The organism is Isoptericola sp. b515, from assembly GCF_030588125.1.
Taxonomy (GTDB): domain Bacteria; phylum Actinomycetota; class Actinomycetes; order Actinomycetales; family Cellulomonadaceae; genus Isoptericola; species Isoptericola sediminis.
Window position 1 is genome coordinate 1,001,432 of record NZ_JAUQYR010000001.1, and the last position, 17,449, is coordinate 1,018,880.

Consider the following 17,449-nt stretch of genomic DNA (forward strand, 5'->3'; position numbering starts at 1 on the left):
GCGCCGTTCGCGACAGCGTAGGCACAGTCGGGGAGCCCACACCCCCGGGGGGCGACGCTGGTGTGGGGTGGAACCCGTCGGCGGCATCGCAGAGCGGGGCGAACTCGGCGCGGTGTACGACGGCGGGCCCCCGCAGCCGCGGGGGCCCGCCGTCGGCGGCAGCAGAGTGGATGTCATCCTGCATGCCTGGGGGCTCAGGGGAACCGGACCGTCAGTCGACCTTCCAGGTGCGCAGCTCCCCGGCCACCGGCAGCACCGTGCTCAGGGGCGTGATGGGTCCACCGAGCACTCCGTCGAGCGACGAGATCTCGATCGTCGGTCCGTCGACGACGACGCGGAGCGCCCCGCCCGTCCACGGCATCTCGGTGGTCTTGCACCCCGGCCGGTCGAGCCGGACGACGCCGTCGGCGGCGGAGACGGCGGCGCTCTCCAGGTCCCCGGCGGTGAGCACGAGACGATCCCCTCCAGGGTGCGGCGCCCACTCCGCGTCGATCACCTGGTCGCCGTCCACGGCCTCCCGCCCGCGTCGTGCGTCGAGGTCGGGGTGCGGGGTGGCGACGAGGCGCTCGCCGACGACGGACAGGACATGGGGAACGCTCAGGCAGCTGCTCCATCCGGCGTCGTCGTCATGCACACCTCGCATCCAGAACATCAGGCACGGGCGACCGTCACGGTCCCGGAAGAAGGACGGCGCGTAGTAGCTGTCACCGAAGCTGAGCCGGCCCCAGGTGTCGGCCTCGAAGCGACCATCGGCGTATGAACCGATCGCATAGCCGGCGTAGTGCAGCACGTCGTCGTCCCAGATCGAGCTCACCATGACCCAGCGACCGTCGACCTCGAAGAACTGCGGGCACTCCCACAGCGCCCCCATCCAGACCGGTGAGCGCTCGTCGGTCGAGCGGGACGCGGCCACGCCGTCGTAGGCCCAGTCGGTCAGGTCCGCCGAGGTGTAGGTCAGGGCCATGGCCGTGCCGGCGCGGTCCGCGGCGCCCACGAACATGCGCCAGCCGTCGTCCTCGCGCAGGACGAACGGGTCGCGGTAGGCGATGAGGTCGAGGTCGTCGGGCGCCTCGACCAGGACGTCGCCCTTGGTCCACTCGTCCCAGGTGTCGTCGGTGGGTACGGCGACCCGGACCCGCCCGATCCCGATGTCCGGCCGGACCACCGAGGTGTACAGGATGCGCGCCGTGCCGTCCTCGGCGACGAGGCTCCCGGTCCAGATGCCGTCGTCACCGTCACCCGGCGCGATCGCCACCGGACGACGCTCCCAGGTGAGCAGGTCGCGGCCGACGGCGTGTCCCCAGTGGCAGTTCGGCGCCCACTCCATGCTGCCGGGCACGAACTGGTGGAAGAGGTGGTAAGCGCCGTCGTGCCAGGTGAGGCCGTGCGGGTCGTTGATCCAGCCGGACTCCGCGGTGAAGTGCAGGTGCGGTCGCATCTCATCGCCCCCCGTCGTAGGCGCGGCGGACGGCGCGCGCCTGGTCGAGGTTCCCGCGTTCCCAGTCGTCGACCTCACGACGGCGCTCCGCGCGCAGCGCGTCACGTTCGGCGACGAACCGCTCCATCCGGTCGGACGCGGCCCGGCGGGCGGCCTCCTGCTCGTCGGTCAGGGGCGGCAGCGGCGCCTCGATGACCCGGTCGACGGGTCGCAGCGGCAGCCGCTCCTCCACCTCGGGCACGGTGAGGACGGGCGAGGGGAGCGTCTGGTACCAGTACGCCGTCGAGGACCAGTCGTCGGACAGGTGGTTGCCGTGACCGTGCTCGAACGTCACCTTGATCCGCTTCTCGAAGCGGATCGGGTCGACGAGGTGGAACCGGTAGCTGTGGTGGAATCCGGGCACGTCCTCCTCGTGGACGATCGTCCCGTTGAACAGGTAGGCGTTGCGCTGCATGCCCCAGGCGTGACCGAAGTAGTCCTCCATGCCGGTGCCGTGCAGGCTCGGCGGCCACGTGTCGTCGTCGATGAAGATCATGTCGTCGCCCTCGCCCCACCAGGATCCCTGGAAGTGGCGGACGGCGAGGTTGCAGCCCACGTAGTGCCCGCGGCCCTCGGTCTCCAGCGCGACATAGTTGTCCGCACCGTCGAGGTTGGCCACCGTCGTCTCGATGCTGTTGGTCTGCAGGTCCGGACCCCACCCGCGGTTGGGCAGGGCGCGGCGCCAGTGGGCGTGGAAGTAGACCGTGTCGGCCGGCAGCGGTTCCGGCGAGAGCTCGTAGTCGATGTAGAAGTACTGCAGGTACGGGATGTCGTTCTGATTCTCGACGACGACGCGGGCGCGCTTGCCGAAGGGCATCCGGAAGTAGCTGTTGAACGCCGCGCTGCCGCCGAAGCTGTGCAGCTCGGGCTCCTTGGCGGACACCGACAGCGGCAGGGAGTCGTAGCTGCCCGAGAGGGAGTTCATCAGACCGAAGAAGTCGCCGAGCGGCGCGATGACGCTCGGTGTCTCCTGGTCGTCCCAGTAGATCTTCAGCAGGATCTTCCGGTAGTAGTCCGGGTCGACGACCTCCCAGCTGACCCCGAGGGCGTTGTGGATCTCGAGCATCGGGACGCCGACGACGTCGGGAGCGATCTGACCGGGACCCGGCTGGACGCGGCAGGACTGGGTCATCCAGATGTGGGTGATGAACCCGGGCCCCTCGAGGTCGGCGAGGACGCGCTCCTCCCCGGGCATCACGATCCAGTTGTCGCGGTTGCGACCCGTCTGGTCGAAGCTGGACGCCCGGGCGCTGCGTCCCGGTCGGGCTCGGGTGAGGTCTCCGAGGAGCCCACCGGGGGCGGGGGTGGGGGTCATGACTGTCCTTTCGCGACGACTCTGTGGCCAGGAAGAACGCATCGAAACGTTTGCGTGCCTGGATTCGCAGCGTAGACGACGCGTATCCTGCGCGCAAGGACTGAAAAGCCTGTAGGTACAGGCTCCGCGACCGGTGGGGCCGACCAGGAAAATGTTTGATTGGAGTGGTCGATGGCGACCATCGTCGAAGTCGCCCGCATGGCCGGGGTGTCCACGTCGACCGTCTCGCACGTGCTCAACGGGACGCGGCCGGTCCGACCGGCGACCCGCAAGCGGGTGGCGGCCGCGATCGAGAAGACCGGCTACCGCCAGGACGCCGTGGCTCGCGCCATGCGCCGGTCACGGACGGACAGCATCGGGCTGGTCGTGTCCGACGCCGGCGAGCCTGCCTTCGCGGAGATGGTCCACGGGGTGGAGCACGCCGCGGCGGCACGCGGGCTGACCCTGGTGCTCGCCAACTCGGCCGAGGACCCGGAACGCGAAGAACGTGCGGTGAGCACGCTCCTCGCGCGCCGCGTGGACGGGCTGATCCTGGCCCACTGCGCGGGCTCGGGGCGCGCCGTCAGCACCCGGCTCGACGCCGACGACACCCGGCCCGTCGTCCTGCTCGACCGTGTGTTCGACGGTTCGCCGCACGACCAGGTGGGGGCGGACAACCGCGAGACCATGCGCCGCCTCGTGACGCACCTGCGCGGAGCGGGCCACCGACGCTTCCTGCTGGTGGCCGGCGATCAGCGGGTCCCCACGCTCGCCGAGCGCCGCCAGGGCTTCCGCGACGCCGTCCCCGACTCCGAGCTCGGCGAGCAGACGATCGTCGACGCCGTCGACACCGCGTCGGTCCGCGCCCACGTGGCGGCCGCCCTCCGCTCCGGCGGCGCGACCTGTGTCATCGCCTGCAGCACGCCGCTGGCGGTCGTCGGTCTCGAATGTCTGCGCGACGCGGGGATCGCGACGCCCGAGCAGATCGCGTTCGCCGCGTTCGACGGGTTCAGCCACTCGGACCTGTTCCGACCCACGATCACGACGGTGCGGCAGCCGGCGTTCGAGATGGGCGAGGCCGCGGTCTCGTTGCTGATGGACCGGATCGCGTCCCCGGAGGCGAGCCCGCGCACGCTCCGGCTCAACCAACGCCTCGAGCTGCGGGAGTCGACCGAGGACTACCGTGTCCCGGAAGTTGACGCGCCACCCATCTCTTGACAGCCGTCGAGCGGCGCGCGTAACCTCGCAAACGATTCGCGCAAACGTTTCGCTTAGCCGTATCCGCCCCCGGGCCTCACCCAACGAAGGACGAGACATGCCTGGCTACCCTTTCCGCCGCCCCGTCGCCGCCGCGGTGACACTCGCCGTGCTCCTGCCGCTCGCCGCCTGCTCCCAGGCGAGTGACGCCGAGCAGGGCGGCCCCACGACCATCACGCTCTCCATGCAGAACCCCGACGTGAAGACCGCCGACCCCGCCACCTGGGCGATCGTGGAGGCCTTCGAGAGCGCCAACCCGGACGTCGACGTCGAAGTCAGCGGCCAGCCGGTCGCCGAGCACCTGCAGTCGCTGTCCATCGCCGCGCAGAGCGACACGCTCCCCGACGTCTTCTGGGTCTACAAGTCGAACGCCGAGGAGATGCTCGCCGGCGACCGGTTGCTGGACCTGCAGCCAATCCTGGAGGAGCAGGGCGTCATCGACAGCCTGCCCGCGACCACCGTCGAGTACTTCACGTCGGACGGCACGGTCTTCGGCGTGCCGTACCAGGGCCTGTTGACCGGTCTGTGGACCAACACGCAGGTCCTCTCCGACCACGGCCTGTCGACGCCGACCACGTTCGACGAGCTGCTCCAGGTCGCCGAGACGCTGGCCGACGAGGACGTCGTGACGATCTCGAACGGCGCGAGCCAGTCGGCGTTCAGCGTCTGGCAGTTCCTCGTGTGGCTGGACCGCTTCGGGTTCGAGGAGAGGATGGACGGCCTGCTCGACGGATCGGAGTCGTGGGAGAACCCCGACTTCGTGCGGATGTACGAGCACATCGCCGAGCTGCGCGACGCCGGGGCGTTCTCCAGCAACGTGTCCACCCAGACCTACCAGCAGGCGGTGGACCAGTTCCTCCAGGGCGAGGCGGCTTTCCTCGACGCGGGTGTCTGGGCCGCGGGGGCGATCCAGGACTCCGAGGTCGCGCCGCACACCACCTTCTGGAAGGGCCCGACGTTCGCCGACGGCGTCGGTGAGCAGAACATCATCATGAACGTGGCCTCCGCCCCCCTCGTCGTCGCGAAGAAGGTCGGTGAGGACGAGGCGAAGCTCGACGCCGTCGAGCGGTTCCTCGGCTTCTACTACAGCGACGAGGCGCAGCAGCTCATGGTCGACAACGGTCAGCCGCCCGTCACGACCTACGAGCCGGAGCTCGACGAGGAGGAGCAGTCGGTCCTGAAGTCGGCGCTCGACGCCGCTCGGGAGGAGGGCGTGTCGACGCCCGGGACCCAGCCGGACCTCGTGTTCCCGGTCGCCGTGTCGAACGCCATCTACGACTCGATCTACGGCGTCATCCAGGACCAGCTCACCCCCGAGGAAGCCGCCGCGCTCGTGCAGCGAGCGCTCGACGCCGAGTGAGGCACGCGGGTGCGCCGCCGAGCGGCGCACCCGCGTCCCTGACCGAACCCGCAGCATCGTCGAGACAAGGAACGACCGTCATGATCTGGCTCAGCTCGCGGTGGAGGATCGCGGTGATGGTGCTGCCCGCGGTGGTCCTGTTCACCCTGTTCTTCGCCTATCCGGTGCTGTACGGCGTCGGCTACAGCCTCACCGACGCGCAGGGCTTCAGCGCTCCCCGGCTCGTCGGGCTCGACAACTACGCCGCGCTGGGCGACGACCCGTTCTTCTGGCTCTCCCTGAAGAACACCGTCATCATCCTCGTGGTCAGCGTGGCCTTCCTGGTGCCGGCCTCCTTCGCCCTGGCGCTGCTGATGCAGCAGAGGATCCGGGCCGCAGGAGCGCTCCGGGCACTCCTGTTCGGACCGGCCATCGTGGCGCCGATCCTCGTCGGTCTCGTCTGGGTGTTCATCCTCGACCCGCGGGTCGGACTGCTCAACCGGCTGCTCGTCCCCCTCGGCATCCCCGAGATCCAGTGGATCGGCGGCGACTCGCTCACGCCGTACTCCATCGCCCTCGTCTTCAGCTGGGCGAGCATCGGCTTCGCCATGACGATCTTCTACGCCGGCCTGCAGCAGCTGCCCGACGATGTGATGGAGGCGAGCTCGCTCGACGGGGCGACCCGGTGGCAGCAGCTGCTCCACGTCACCGTCCCGATGATGCGCGAGACCATCGGCATCGTGTCGATCCTGCTCGTCACGAACGTCTTCAAGATCTTCGAGCTCGTCTACATGCTGACCGGCGGCGGTCCCGTCCACCGCTCCGAGACCCTGGTCAGCTACATGTACTTCGTCACGTTCACCAGCCAGCGCTACGGGGCCGGCATGGCGATCGCCGTCGTCGTGCTCGTGCTCGGCGCGCTGACATCGCTCGTCTACCTGGCCCTCGCACGCCGCGGCCGGTCCGCATGAACTCCCGGAGCGCACCCATGACCTCTGCCACCGTCGCCGGTCGCGAGACCGCGCCGCCGCCCGTGCCGGCCACCGAGCGTCGGCGCGGACGCGAGCAGCACCGGCCCACCCGGTCGCCCGCCGCCGAGCGCCGCCGACGGGTGCGCACGCGGATCATCGTCGCCGGCATCGCGTACCTGGTCACCTTCCTCGTCGTGCTGCCCATCCTCTGGATCGTCCTGCTGTCCTTCCAGCAGAGCGACCAGATCCTCTCGGACCCGTTCTCGGTGCAGACCCTGACCCTCGAGAACTACCGGGACGCGATCGCCACGCTGCCGCTCGTGCAGATGTACAAGAACACGATCATCATCGCCGCCGTCGCGGTGACGATCGGCACGACCGTCTCGTTCATGGCGTCCTTCGCGCTGACCCGGATGGTCTTCCGGCGACGCGGCGTGCAGTCCGCGCTGCTGCTGTACTTCCTGGCGGGGCTCGCGGTGCCCGTCTACGTGCTGCTCTTCCCGGTCTACCGTCTCGACCTGGCGCTGGGCATCTTCGGGACCTACGCCGCGGTGATCCTCCCGTACGCCGTGGTGTCCATCCCCTTCAACACCCTGCTGCTGACCGGGTTCCTGCGCGGAATGCCGGGGGAGCTCGAGGAGGCCGCCATCATCGACGGCGCCGGTCTGTTCCGGATCTGCTGGTCCGTCGTCCTCCCGGTCATGCGCCCGATCCTCGCGACCGTCGTGATCTTCAACGTCGTGTACGTGTTCAACGAGTTCCCCTTCGTGTCGGTCCTCATCAACGACCCGGACCTGGCGACGGTGTCGCTGGCCGTGTCCAAGTTCCAGGGCCAGTACTCCGTGAACTACGGCGGGATGATGGCCGCGGCGACGCTGGTGCTGCTTCCCCAGCTCGCCATCTACGCCGTGCTGCAGCGACACGTGATCGCCGGTCTGACGGCGGGCGCGGTCAAGGGGTGACGGCCCGTACGTAGCCCGCCAGGGCCGTCGGTCCGATCGCGCTCGCTGCGTCGTCGCACCAGATCCAGCCCGAGAAGAGAGGCAGAACCCATGGATGACCGCAACGACGCGGCCGCCCCCTCCGCACGTCACGACCTCGTCTCACGACGCCAGGTGCTCGTCGCGCTCGGCGTCGCCGCCGCGGCCGCTGTCCCGCTCACCGTGCTCGACGGCGGACCGGTAGAGATGCACGCCGCCTCGGCGGCGGAGGCTCCTGAGCTCCCGCCCTACGACGCCATCACCGGCCTGATCTGACCACCCGAAGGAGCAACTCCCGTGGCCTCCACCGTGTACGACGTGACCACCTTTGCCGCGAGCGTCTCGCCGCAGGACGACATCGGGCAGGTGATCAACGAGATCATCGCCGACATCCACGCACGGCAGACCGGTCAAGCCACCCGTCCCGGCGCCGTCGTCTACATCCCCCCGGGTCACTACGTGTTGCGGACGACGGTGGTCGTCGACGTCGGGTTCCTGACGATCAAGGGCTCCGGCCACGGCTTCCTGTCGGAGGCGATCCGGGACGACGTCAATCACTCGGCGTGGGTCGAGACGCTCCCGGGGTCGAGCCACGTCCAGATCGCCAACGACGGTCAGGTGGGCTTCCTCGTGGACCGGGTGGGTGACCCGGGGACGAACGGTCGGCTCAACTCGGTCGTCTTCCAGGACTTCTGCCTCGACGGCATGAACAGCGCCAAGCCCTATGTCGGCACGAACGGCAACGGCAAGACCGGCATCAGGTTCGAGTACGACAACGACGCGATCCGCGTCGAGGGCATGGGCTTCGTCTACCTCGAGGAAGCCCTCACCGTCCGCAACGCCGACGCCTACAGCATCACGAACAACTTCATCGGCGAGTGCGGCCACGGGGTCAGGATGATCAACGGCTCGATCGCCGGAAAGATCACGAACAACTACATCGTCACGCCCTGGGGCGGTAACTCGATCTTCGTCGAGAACGCCGAGAACTGCCTGATCAACGGCAACAGTCTGCTGTGGGGGGCTCGCATCCAGTGCAAGAGCGTCCACCGAGCCGTGATCACGGGCAACAAGCTCGTGAGCAACTTCTCCGGGATGATCGTGCAGGAGACCCCCTGCCATGAGCACCTCATCTCCGGCAACCACTTCCGGCGGATCCACGGGGACGGTGGCCCGGCGCGCAACGACGACCTCTACGGGATGCTGCACCTCAACGGTGACGACAACGCGGTGACGGCCAACATGTTCTCGTTCGACGTCGGCAGCGGGGCCGTCGTCCCTGCAGGGGCCACTCCGACCGTCGTCCTCGTCAAGAGCGGCGCGAGGAACTTCCTCTCCAGCAACCAGCTCGCCGCGACCATGGCCGTGCGACACGTCGTGGACGCGAGCGCGACCTCGTCTAAGGTCCTGTGGTCGGGAACCGCGGGACAGCTGCAGGATCTGAGCTCGAGCACGTCGTTCGTGGCGACGCCGTGAGAGCCCCGCTCAGGCACCCCGCTCCGGACCATGACGTGCTCGTCGTCGGCGAGGCGTTGATCGATGAGGTCGTCGCCGCCGACGGTTCTGTCCGGGAGCATCCCGGAGGGAGTCCGGCGAACGTGGCGGTCACGCTCGGTCGGCTCGGCCGTCGACCGCGGCTCGCGACCCAGCTCGGTCGGGACGACAGGGGCCGCAGTGTGCAGCAGTGGTTGTCGGCGTCGGGAGTGGTACTGGCTCCCGGGTGCGAGCACGGGGGCCCGACGTCGGTCGCGACGTCTCGCCTGGGCGCCGACGGGGGAGCCACGTACGACTTCGCGCTGACCTGGTCACCGGACCTCTCCGGCGTCGGGACGGCGCCGCTGGTTCACGTCGGCAGCATCGCGACGCTCCTGGAGCCCGGGGCCGATGACGTGTTGCGGCTCCTCCACCGGTCGCGCGAGACCGCGCTCGTCACGTACGACCCGAACGTGCGCCCGACGATCTGCCCCGACCGCGAGGCGGTGCGAGGCCGGGTGGAACAGTTCGTCGGCCTGGCGGACGTCGTCAAGGTCTCGGACGAGGACCTCGCGTGGCTCTATCCCGGCGAGGGCGCGATGACGGTCCTGCGGCGGTGGGCGACCGCCGGGCCCGGGGCCGTCGTCGTCACACGGGGGGCCGAGGGTTCGGTGCTCCTGACGGGGGAGTCCTGCCGAGAGGTGCCGGGACGCAGCGTCGACGTGGTGGACACCATCGGTGCCGGCGACTCGTTCATGGGTGCGCTGATCCACGGACTGCTCGACCTGGTGCCCCTCGGAGCGGACGCGCGTACAGCGCTGCGTGGGGTGTCGGTGGAGACCCTGGCACCGATCGTGGAGTTCGCCGGCGAGGTCGCGGCCGTGACCGTCGCGCGCGCCGGGGCCAACCCCCCGTGGCGGCACGAGCTCGCTGCCTAGGGGCGGAGCGCGACCATCGGGTCCCTGGGGCTGCGCCCCGCGCGCCGCCACCGCGTCACGGGGCGGTCGCACTACGGTCGACACGTCCGGGTCCACCGGTTCAGCGAGGGAAGGAAGTCGATGGGTCTCTTCGGCCGACGTGCCCGACGTGCCCGCCCGGCCGGCCGCCGTCCGCCGGAGGTGCCCGACGTCGAGGCCTCCCGGCCGGTCGTCACCGAGCCGCTGGGTGCGTCGAAGCTGTGGTCCGACGGCATGGGCAAGGTCGCGACGCGCTCGGTGCAGGCGCTCGCGGTGATCGCCCTCGTCGGCGTGCTGGTGTTCGCGAGCACCCGGCTGACCCTGGTGGTCATCCCGGTGCTCATCGCGCTGGTCCTCGCCGCGGCGATCTCACCGCTGGTGTCCTGGCTGCGCCGCCGCGGGGCGCGGTCGATCCTCGCGACGTGGCTCGCGCTGATCGCGCTGCTCGCCATCCTCGGTGCCGTCCTGTGGCTCGTCGTGCGGGCCGTCGTCGACCAGTGGGACGAGCTTCAGCAACAGGCGCTCGACGGCTTCGACTCCTTGCAGACCTACGTCCAGGACCTGCCGTTCCAGATCTCCTCCGAGCAGATCAGCTCGGTGCGGGACTCCGCGGTGAACTTCCTCCAGTCCAGCGCGGTGGGGTCCGGTGCGCTCCAGGGGGTGTCGCAGACCGCGGACTTCGTCGCGGGCTTCTTCATCATGGTCGTGGTCCTGTTCTTCTTCCTGAAGGACGGCCCCGCGATGTGGGAGTTCCTTCTGCGCCCGTTCGACGGCGAGGCGTACCAGCGGGGACGGCGCGTCGGCACGGCGACCATCCAGACCCTGGGCAACTACGTCCGCGGGACGGCGATCGTGGCGGCGGTCGACGCGATCGGCATCGGCATCGGCCTCGCGATCGTGGGCGTCCCCCTGGCGCTCCCGCTGTCGGTCCTGGTCTTCCTGCTCGCCTTCGTCCCCCTCGTCGGCGCGACCCTGGCCGGCATCCTCGCCGCGCTCGTCGCGCTGGTCGCCGTCGGCCCGGTCGAGGCGCTGATCGTCGTCGCGATCGTCGTCGGCGTGAACCAGCTCGAGGGCAACTTCCTGCAGCCGATCGTCATGGGCCGCACGCTCAGGCTGCACCCGCTCGTCATCCTCTTCGCGCTGACGGCCGGGACGGTGCTCGTCGGCATCACCGGCGCGGTGCTCGCCGTGCCGATCGCCGCGTCGATCTGGCGGGCGATCCAGGTGTGGGACGGGCCCGACCTGCCCGCGAAGTTCGCCCGGCAGAAGCGGGTCGAGACCGTCTGACGGCGCCGGTGGTGCCAGCGCCGTGCCGCCCCACCCACATCGGTGACCAGGCGCCTCCGCCCGGCGCCGGACCCGCTACCTTCACCTCGTGCATCACCTGCGGAGAACGGCCCGGTTCATGGCTCTTGTCGCGGCTCTGCTGGCGATCGCGGACGGCTTCCGGTGGGGCAACCGCTGGTACGTCTCGACGATGTACGGCGGTGCGCCGGACGGCGGACGGCGGTGCGCTCGCGGTGGAGCGGCTGGTCGCCGCGCACAGCGCTCTGGTCAGCGGTCTGGGTTGGCTGTGCCTGGCGGTCGCGGCCGCAGCCCTGGGGTGGCGGCTCCGGATCGTCGCGGCTCCGGGCTTCCGCTAACGCATGCCTGCCAGGAGCAGGTGGGTGAGCCTGCGGGCGTCGTAGCGGCCGTCGTCACCGGAGAAGAGGCAGAGGTTGCCGATGCCGCGCATGAGCTCGTAGCCGCTGACGTCGACGGCGACCTCTCCGTCCTCGCGCGCTGCGGCGAGGAGGCGGTCGCAGATCGGCACGAGGCGGTCGAGGAAGTAGTCGTGCAGCCCGCTGCCCGACTCGTCGCTGGTGCGGACGGAGGCGAGGCCGTGCTTGGTCGCCAGGAAGTCCACGAAGGCGTCGATCCACTCGCTGAGTGCGGCGAAGCGTGACGAGTCGCCCTGGAGCAGCGACTCGCCGAGGTCGACGCACGCGTCGACCTGGTGGCGATAGACGGCGGCGACGAGCTCGGCACGGGAGGGGAAGTGCCGGTAGATGGTGCCCATCCCGACCCCGGCCTCGGCGGCGATGAGCCGCACCGGGGCGTCGATCCCTGACTCCGCGAACACCCGCGCCGCGGCGCCGAGCAGGGCCTGCTCGTTGCGCCGGGCGTCGGAGCGCCGCGTCCGGGACGGAGCCGCGGGCTCGCTGCGGTCGGACTCGGTGGTGGGCATGACAGGACTCCTCCTTGCTAAACGGAACATCGCTCCGTATATTTAACGGAGCAGCGTTCCGCTTCAATGATGCCAGACCCTCGCTGCACCGCACCATCCTCATGACAGGAGAACGCTCATGCAGTACCGCACGCTCGGGCACACCGGCATCCAGGTGAGCAGCCTGGCGCTGGGCACGATGAACTTCGGGAAGATCGGCGGCACGACGCAGGCCGAGGTCGACACCCTCGTCGGCACCGCGCTGGATGCCGGGATCAACCTCGTCGACACCGCCGACGTCTACAGCGCAGGGGAGTCGGAGGAGCTGCTCGGCAAGGCCCTCGTCGGCCGCCGCGACGACGTCGTGCTCGCCACCAAGGCCGGGCTCCCGATGGGTGACGGGCCTGGCCAGAGAGGTGCGTCGCGGCGCTGGCTCACCACGGCGCTGGACGCGAGCCTGCGCAGGCTGGGGGTCGACCATGTCGACCTGTTCCAGATCCACCGGTGGGACCCGGCCACGAGCGACGAGGAGACTCTCGCGGCGCTGTCGGACCTGCAGCGGGCCGGGAAGATCCGCCACTTCGGCACCTCGACCTACCCGGCCTACCGGATGGTCCAGGCGCAGTGGGCGGCCGCCGAGGCGAAGACCGGACGGTTCGTCACGGAGCAGCCCAGCTACTCGATCCTGCAGCGTGGCGTCGAGCGGGACGTGCTGCCGGTGGCTCAGGAGTACGGCCTCGGAGTGATGGTGTGGAGTCCGCTGGCGTCGGGATGGCTCTCCGGAGCCGTGCGCCGTGGCCAGGAGGTCACCACCCACCGCGCGGCGTTCATGCCGCAGCGGTTCGACCTCGCCGACCGCGCGAACCAGGCGCGGATGGACGCTGTCGAGCAGCTCGCGACCGTCGCCGAGGAGGCCGGCCTGAGCCTCGTCCAGCTCGCGCTGGGATTCGTGACCGCCCATCCCGGCGTCACCAGCGCCCTGATCGGGCCGCGCACGCCCGACCACCTCGCCTCGCAGCTCGCGGCCGCCGAGACGGTGCTGACGGCCGAGGTGCTCGACGCGATCGACGCGATCGTGGCGCCCGGCACCGACCTGGCTGCGCACGAGAAGAACGACGCCCCGCCGGCGTTGCAGGACGCGGCGCTGCGCCGTCGGTGAGCTGAACCGCCCCGTCCTCGAACCAGGTGACCCGGGGCGCCCGAGGAGTCGGGCGCCCCCGGGTCACCTACGCGTAGTCGGCCCAGACGCGGCGCTCCGCCCCGTCGACCGTGAGCATCCCGCCGTACGGCAGGATCCACTGCGGCCGGGTGTGGCCGAACGGCACGCCGACGACGATCACGGCCTCCGGGTTGTAGCGCTGCACGGACTCGATGACGACGTCGCGCTGCTCGGCGCGCTTCACGGTGCGCTCCGCGGGCGTGAGCTTCACGTCGAACGACGTGGTCGGTGGGCGCGCGACGACGACGGCGTCGACGGCGTCGAGCAGCCCGCGCTCGCCGAGGGAGCGCACGACGAAGCCCACCTCCCGGGCGGGCAGCAGCTCCTCGGAGGTCTCGAGCAGCAGGACGCCGCCGTCGACGACGGCAGGGTCGGTCGGGAAGCGGCCCGCGGTGAGAATCCACGGCAGCACGTCGAGGCAGCCGCCCCAGGTCCGCCCGGTGACGGACCGCTCGGGCCCCGCCCACGTCCACGGCTCGGTGGGTTCGCGGTCGCCGAACGAGGTGAGGGCGGCCGGGTCCTGCCAGTCGACACCGAAGTCCTCGGCCTCGCCGGGTTCGGTGATCTCCAGGCGTTCACCGGTGAGCAGGGCGGCGCGCAGGGACGCGGCGTGGACCGGGTCGACGGACGGCCCGGGCCCGAGGTGCACCTGGGTCGACCCGCCGTAGTAGCCCGCGACGCCGTGCGTCCACAGCCAGCTCAGCAGGTTCGTGTTGTCGCTGTACCCGAGGAACGGCTTCGGGTCGGCGCGCACCAGGTCGGCCTCGAGGTGCGGGATCACGGTGATCTGGTCCTCGCCGCCGATCGTGGCCAGCACCGCACGGATCTCGGGGTCGCCGAAGGCGGTGTTGAGGTCTGCGGCGCGGTCCTGCGGCGTCGCGCCGAGGCGTCGGGTGGTCGGGTACTCGACCGGGACCAGACCGGTGATCTCCTGGAGCCGCTCCATGGCCTGCTCGTGCACCGCGGGCGCGAACCCGGGTGCCGCGAACGACGGCGAGACGACGGCGACCTTGTCACCGGGTGCGGGCTTGCGGGGCGATATGAGCTCCATGTCCGTCATGGTGCCGTGGGTGCGGGCGACGGGGGAACCTGATTCCCGGCCCACCAGTCCACCGCGGCGGAGACCACCCGCTCGGGGGACCGGACCCAGCGGATGTGGTCGTTGCTGGCTCCGGCGGGCACCTCGCGGTCGGCGTAGTGCCAGCGGGTGACGGTCCCGGGTGCGAACAGGTCGCGGGCGAACGCCTCGACCGCCCGGCGTGGTGCCAGCGGGTCGTCGTCGAGGCTGACGACGAGCGACGGCGTCGCGATGGGTGGTGCGGTCGGGAAGGGCGGCCGTCCGCTCCGTGCCATCGTCGCCCACTCGCGCATGAGGGTGCGAGCGCCGGGACCGCCGAACGCCGGCCGGGGGAGGTACCCGAAGACGGCCGTCAGCGTCGGCACGATCACGCCTCCCATGAGCACGAGGTGCAGGCCGCCGTACGGGAAGTGGCGGTGGTAGGGCAGGGCTCCGGCGACGGTGATCAGCCCGTCCACTCTGCCGCCGGTCAGCAGGTACCCCGCCGCGAGCTGCGCGCCGAGGCTGTGGCCGAGCAGCAGGACGGGACGGTCCGGACGCTCCCGGCGTGCCGCGGCGACGGCGTCCGCGATGTCGTCGATCTCGTCCTGGTAGGCCCAGTCCAGCCCCCGGCCGGCCGTGACCGACGGGTCCTCGAAGCCGCGACGGGTCAGGGCGCGCGCGTCCCACCCGGCCTCCTCGAACGCCGCGACCACCGGCCGGTAGTAGCGGGAGCCGATGGCCATCGCCGGGGAGATCAGCACCACGGGCGCCGGCTCACCGGAGCTCTGGCCGTTCGTTCCCAGGGTGGTCTGCATCGATCTCGACTTTCGACGGCCTCGCCGCGCAGCAGTGTGGGGGCGGCACACCTGAGCCTAGGGGGCAGCGCGTGCACGCTGCGGTCGCCGTGATCCTCGCCGTCGGTTTGGATGGTCAGGTCCCGACACCCGCTCGACTGGAGGCACACCCGTGACCCGACGCATCCTCCACGTGGTCACCAACGTCGGCCACTACGACGACCCGTCGCACCCGACCGGACTGTGGCTGTCCGAGCTCACGCACGCCTGGCACGTCTTCGCCGAGCACGGCTTCGAGCAGACGATCGTCAGCCCGCAGGGCGGGCGCTCGCCCCTGGAACCGCGGTCCCTGAAGTTCCCGACCTACGACAAGACCGCCAAGGCATGGCACGGCGACCCGGACCGGATGGAGCTGCTGGAGCACACCGCCGGCCCGGACGAGATCGACGCCGCGGACTACGACGCGATCTACTTCACCGGCGGTCACGGGGTGATGTACGACTTCCCCGACAGCGAGGGCCTGCAGCGGATCACCCGACAGATCTGGGAGCAGGGCGGCGTCGTGGCCTCCGTCTGCCACGGCTACTGCGGCCTGCTCAACACGCTGCTCTCCGACGGCACCCTCCTCCTCGCCGGACGGCAGGTCACCGGCTTCGCCTGGACCGAAGAGGTGGTCGCGCGCGTCGACAAGCTCGTGCCGTACAACGTCGAGGAGGAGGCGAAGAAGAGGGGCGCGCGCTACCAGAAGGCAACGCTGCCGTTCGCTCCGTACACCGTCGCCGACGGACGCCTCGTCACAGGCCAGAACCCCGGCTCCGCGAAGAAGACCGCCGAGACGGTCGCCGAGCTGCTCTGAGGCTCAGCAGGAACCCCCGGCACCCACCGGCTCATCCCCGCCCGGCCCCGGCCTCGGCGGGCACGGGCTCCTGCCCGAGCCGGCGGGCCAGCACGGAGCACACCACGAGCTGGAGCTGGTGGAAGACGACCAGCGGCACGACGACGACGGCGAGCGTCGCGGCGGGCAGCAGCGCCGAGGCCATCGGCAGGCCCGTGGCCAGCGACTTCATCCCCCCGACGAGCAGCAGCGTGACCCGCTGGTCGCGCGGCAGCCCCAGCGCCCGGCCGCCCCACCACGTGAGGGCCAGCATGACGGCCAGCAGCACCCCGGCGGACCCGACGAGCACGAGCACGACCCCCACGGTCATGTCCGCCCAGATGCCCTCGGCGGTGGCGCCGCTGATCGCCGTGAACACGATGAGCAGGATCGTCCCGCGGTCCACGGCCGTGGTGACGGCCTTGTGCCGCCGCACGAGCCCGCCCACCCAGGGCTGGAGGAGCTGACCGAGCACCAGCGGCGCGAGGAGCTGCAGCAGCACGGTCTGCAGACCGTCCGCCCCGACGGCGCCGTCACCGGCGACCGCTCCGCTCATCAGACCGAGGACCAGCAGGGGAGTGGCGACCATGCCGACGACGTTCGACACGGTCGCCCCGCAGATCGCTCCGGCGACGTCGCCGCGTGCCACGGACGTGAACGCGACGGCGGAGTTCACCGTGGACGGTAGGAGCGAGACGCAGAGCAGCCCGACGGCGATGCCCTGGCCGACGACCGGGCCGACGGCCGCGGAGACGCCGAGCCCGACGAGCGGGAACACGACGAACGTCGCGACGAGCAGCGGTCCCTGCAGGCGCCAGTCGGTCAGCGACCGCCAGATCTCCCGCGTCGGCAGCCGTGCCCCGTAGAGCAGGAACAGCAGGGCGATCGCGACGTCGGTGACGACGTCGAGCACTCCCCGCGCGCCGTCCGGGACGGGGACGACGACCCCGATCAGGAGCGCGAGGACGATGGCGACGACGAACGGGTCGACCCACAGGCGTACCCCGCGCCACAGGCTGGATCGTCGTGTCACAGGTGGTCCCTCTCGGTCGTCGCGTCGACCGTACGGTACGCGTGCGACGTGCACGGGCGTCTGGTCCGACGTCGACGGCCTGTCCGTGACGAGGGCGAGGCGTTCGCCGCGACCTCTCAGCTCTCCGCCGACGCCTGGTCGTACGCGTCCCGCGCGCGCTCGACCTCGTCGGCGTTCTCGGCGGCCCAGATGATCAAGGCGTCGACGGGCTCCCGGAGGGTCTTGCCCAGGGGCGAGATGCGGTACTCCACGGCCACCGGGCGGGTCGACAGCACGACCCGCGTGACGATGCCGTTGCGTTCGAGCCGCCGCAGCGTCGCGCTGAGCGACTTCTGCGTCACCCCGGGGATGGCCCGACGGAGCCCGTTGAACCGCAGGGGCTGCTCGCACAGGAGCTCGAGGATCTCGAGGGACCACTTGTCGAGGACCTGGTCGAGCAGGTCGCGTCGGTGCTGGGCGATCGTCAGGTGTGGTGAGGGTGACGTGGTGTCGTTCATGAAACCTGGTCTCGTTGTA

General features: G+C 70.6%; 18 protein-coding genes. 11 read left to right on the forward strand and 7 right to left on the reverse strand.

Annotated features, from left to right (window positions below; translation table 11 throughout):
* Nucleotides 1-211: 211 nt before the first annotated feature.
* Both Q6350_RS04540 and Q6350_RS04545 read right to left on the reverse strand, forming a co-directional pair.
* Nucleotides 212-1,438 (reverse strand): glycoside hydrolase family 32 protein, encoded by a 1,227-nt coding sequence (locus tag Q6350_RS04540; protein WP_305065473.1) that lies wholly within the window; start codon nt 1,436-1,438, stop codon nt 212-214.
* Between the two features lies 1 nt (nt 1,439).
* Nucleotides 1,440-2,792, reverse strand: a complete 1,353-nt coding sequence (locus Q6350_RS04545; protein WP_304603015.1) for a glycoside hydrolase family 172 protein — start codon at nt 2,790-2,792, stop codon at nt 1,440-1,442.
* Between the two features lie 171 nt (nt 2,793-2,963).
* Between Q6350_RS04545 and Q6350_RS04550 the strand changes: the two genes are divergently transcribed.
* The 9 genes from Q6350_RS04550 (at nt 2,964) to Q6350_RS04590 (ending at nt 11,390) form a co-directional block, all read left to right on the forward strand.
* The gene (locus Q6350_RS04550; RefSeq protein WP_305065476.1) at nt 2,964-3,989 is read left to right on the forward strand and encodes a LacI family DNA-binding transcriptional regulator; all 1,026 of its coding nucleotides are present in this window, start codon (nt 2,964-2,966) and stop codon (nt 3,987-3,989) included.
* Nucleotides 3,990-4,086: 97 nt separating this feature from the next.
* On the forward strand, nt 4,087-5,388 hold the full coding sequence (locus Q6350_RS04555; RefSeq protein WP_304606412.1) for an ABC transporter substrate-binding protein: 1,302 nt from the start codon (nt 4,087-4,089) through the stop codon (nt 5,386-5,388).
* Between the two features lie 80 nt (nt 5,389-5,468).
* Entirely contained in the window at nt 5,469-6,338 is an 870-nt protein-coding gene (locus tag Q6350_RS04560; protein ID WP_304603018.1) for a carbohydrate ABC transporter permease, read from the forward strand.
* 17 nt (nt 6,339-6,355) lie between these two features.
* Complete coding sequence (locus Q6350_RS04565) at nt 6,356-7,300, forward strand: carbohydrate ABC transporter permease (RefSeq protein ID WP_304603019.1); 945 nt, start codon at nt 6,356-6,358, stop codon at nt 7,298-7,300.
* A 90-nt stretch (nt 7,301-7,390) separates the two neighbouring features.
* Entirely contained in the window at nt 7,391-7,594 is a 204-nt protein-coding gene (locus Q6350_RS04570) for a twin-arginine translocation signal domain-containing protein (RefSeq protein WP_304603020.1), read from the forward strand.
* Nucleotides 7,595-7,615: 21 nt separating this feature from the next.
* Nucleotides 7,616-8,794, forward strand: coding sequence for a fructotransferase (locus tag Q6350_RS04575; RefSeq protein ID WP_304603021.1), 1,179 nt, complete (start codon nt 7,616-7,618; stop codon nt 8,792-8,794).
* 35 nt (nt 8,795-8,829) lie between these two features.
* A complete protein-coding gene (locus Q6350_RS04580; RefSeq protein ID WP_305065480.1) occupies nt 8,830-9,729 on the forward strand; it encodes a carbohydrate kinase in 900 nt (299 codons plus the stop codon).
* Nucleotides 9,730-9,849: 120 nt separating this feature from the next.
* Complete coding sequence (locus Q6350_RS04585) at nt 9,850-11,034, forward strand: AI-2E family transporter (protein ID WP_305065482.1); 1,185 nt, start codon at nt 9,850-9,852, stop codon at nt 11,032-11,034.
* Nucleotides 11,035-11,234: 200 nt separating this feature from the next.
* Nucleotides 11,235-11,390 carry a hypothetical protein gene (locus Q6350_RS04590; RefSeq protein ID WP_305065483.1) on the forward strand — a complete coding sequence of 52 codons (156 nt, stop codon included), beginning with the start codon at nt 11,235-11,237 and terminating at the stop codon, nt 11,388-11,390.
* On the opposite strand, the gene Q6350_RS04595 is transcribed toward Q6350_RS04590, so the two are convergent.
* On the reverse strand, nt 11,387-11,974 hold the full coding sequence (locus Q6350_RS04595) for a TetR/AcrR family transcriptional regulator (protein ID WP_305065485.1): 588 nt from the start codon (nt 11,972-11,974) through the stop codon (nt 11,387-11,389). The genes Q6350_RS04590 and Q6350_RS04595 overlap by 4 nt on opposite strands.
* Nucleotides 11,975-12,092: 118 nt before the next feature.
* Here Q6350_RS04595 and Q6350_RS04600 point away from each other — a divergent pair, with 118 nt between their 5' ends.
* Nucleotides 12,093-13,112: an aldo/keto reductase gene (locus tag Q6350_RS04600; RefSeq protein ID WP_305065487.1), complete on the forward strand. Its 1,020-nt coding sequence runs from the start codon at nt 12,093-12,095 to the stop codon at nt 13,110-13,112.
* 67 nt (nt 13,113-13,179) lie between these two features.
* Here Q6350_RS04600 and Q6350_RS04605 read toward each other — a convergent pair whose 3' ends face one another.
* Nucleotides 13,180-14,232: a S66 peptidase family protein gene (locus Q6350_RS04605; protein ID WP_305065489.1), complete on the reverse strand. Its 1,053-nt coding sequence runs from the start codon at nt 14,230-14,232 to the stop codon at nt 13,180-13,182.
* Nucleotides 14,229-15,047, reverse strand: coding sequence for an alpha/beta fold hydrolase (locus Q6350_RS04610; RefSeq protein WP_305065490.1), 819 nt, complete (start codon nt 15,045-15,047; stop codon nt 14,229-14,231). Before Q6350_RS04610 ends, Q6350_RS04605 begins: the two co-directional genes overlap by 4 nt.
* 151 nt (nt 15,048-15,198) lie before the next feature.
* Between Q6350_RS04610 and Q6350_RS04615 the strand changes: the two genes are divergently transcribed.
* The gene (locus Q6350_RS04615) at nt 15,199-15,882 is read left to right on the forward strand and encodes a type 1 glutamine amidotransferase domain-containing protein (protein ID WP_305065492.1); all 684 of its coding nucleotides are present in this window, start codon (nt 15,199-15,201) and stop codon (nt 15,880-15,882) included.
* A 31-nt stretch (nt 15,883-15,913) separates the two neighbouring features.
* Here Q6350_RS04615 and Q6350_RS04620 read toward each other — a convergent pair whose 3' ends face one another.
* Complete coding sequence (locus Q6350_RS04620; RefSeq protein ID WP_305065495.1) at nt 15,914-16,933, reverse strand: bile acid:sodium symporter family protein; 1,020 nt, start codon at nt 16,931-16,933, stop codon at nt 15,914-15,916.
* 116 nt (nt 16,934-17,049) lie between these two features.
* Nucleotides 17,050-17,430, reverse strand: coding sequence for a helix-turn-helix domain-containing protein (locus Q6350_RS04625; RefSeq protein WP_305065497.1), 381 nt, complete (start codon nt 17,428-17,430; stop codon nt 17,050-17,052).
* Between the last annotated feature and the right edge of the window lie 19 nt (nt 17,431-17,449).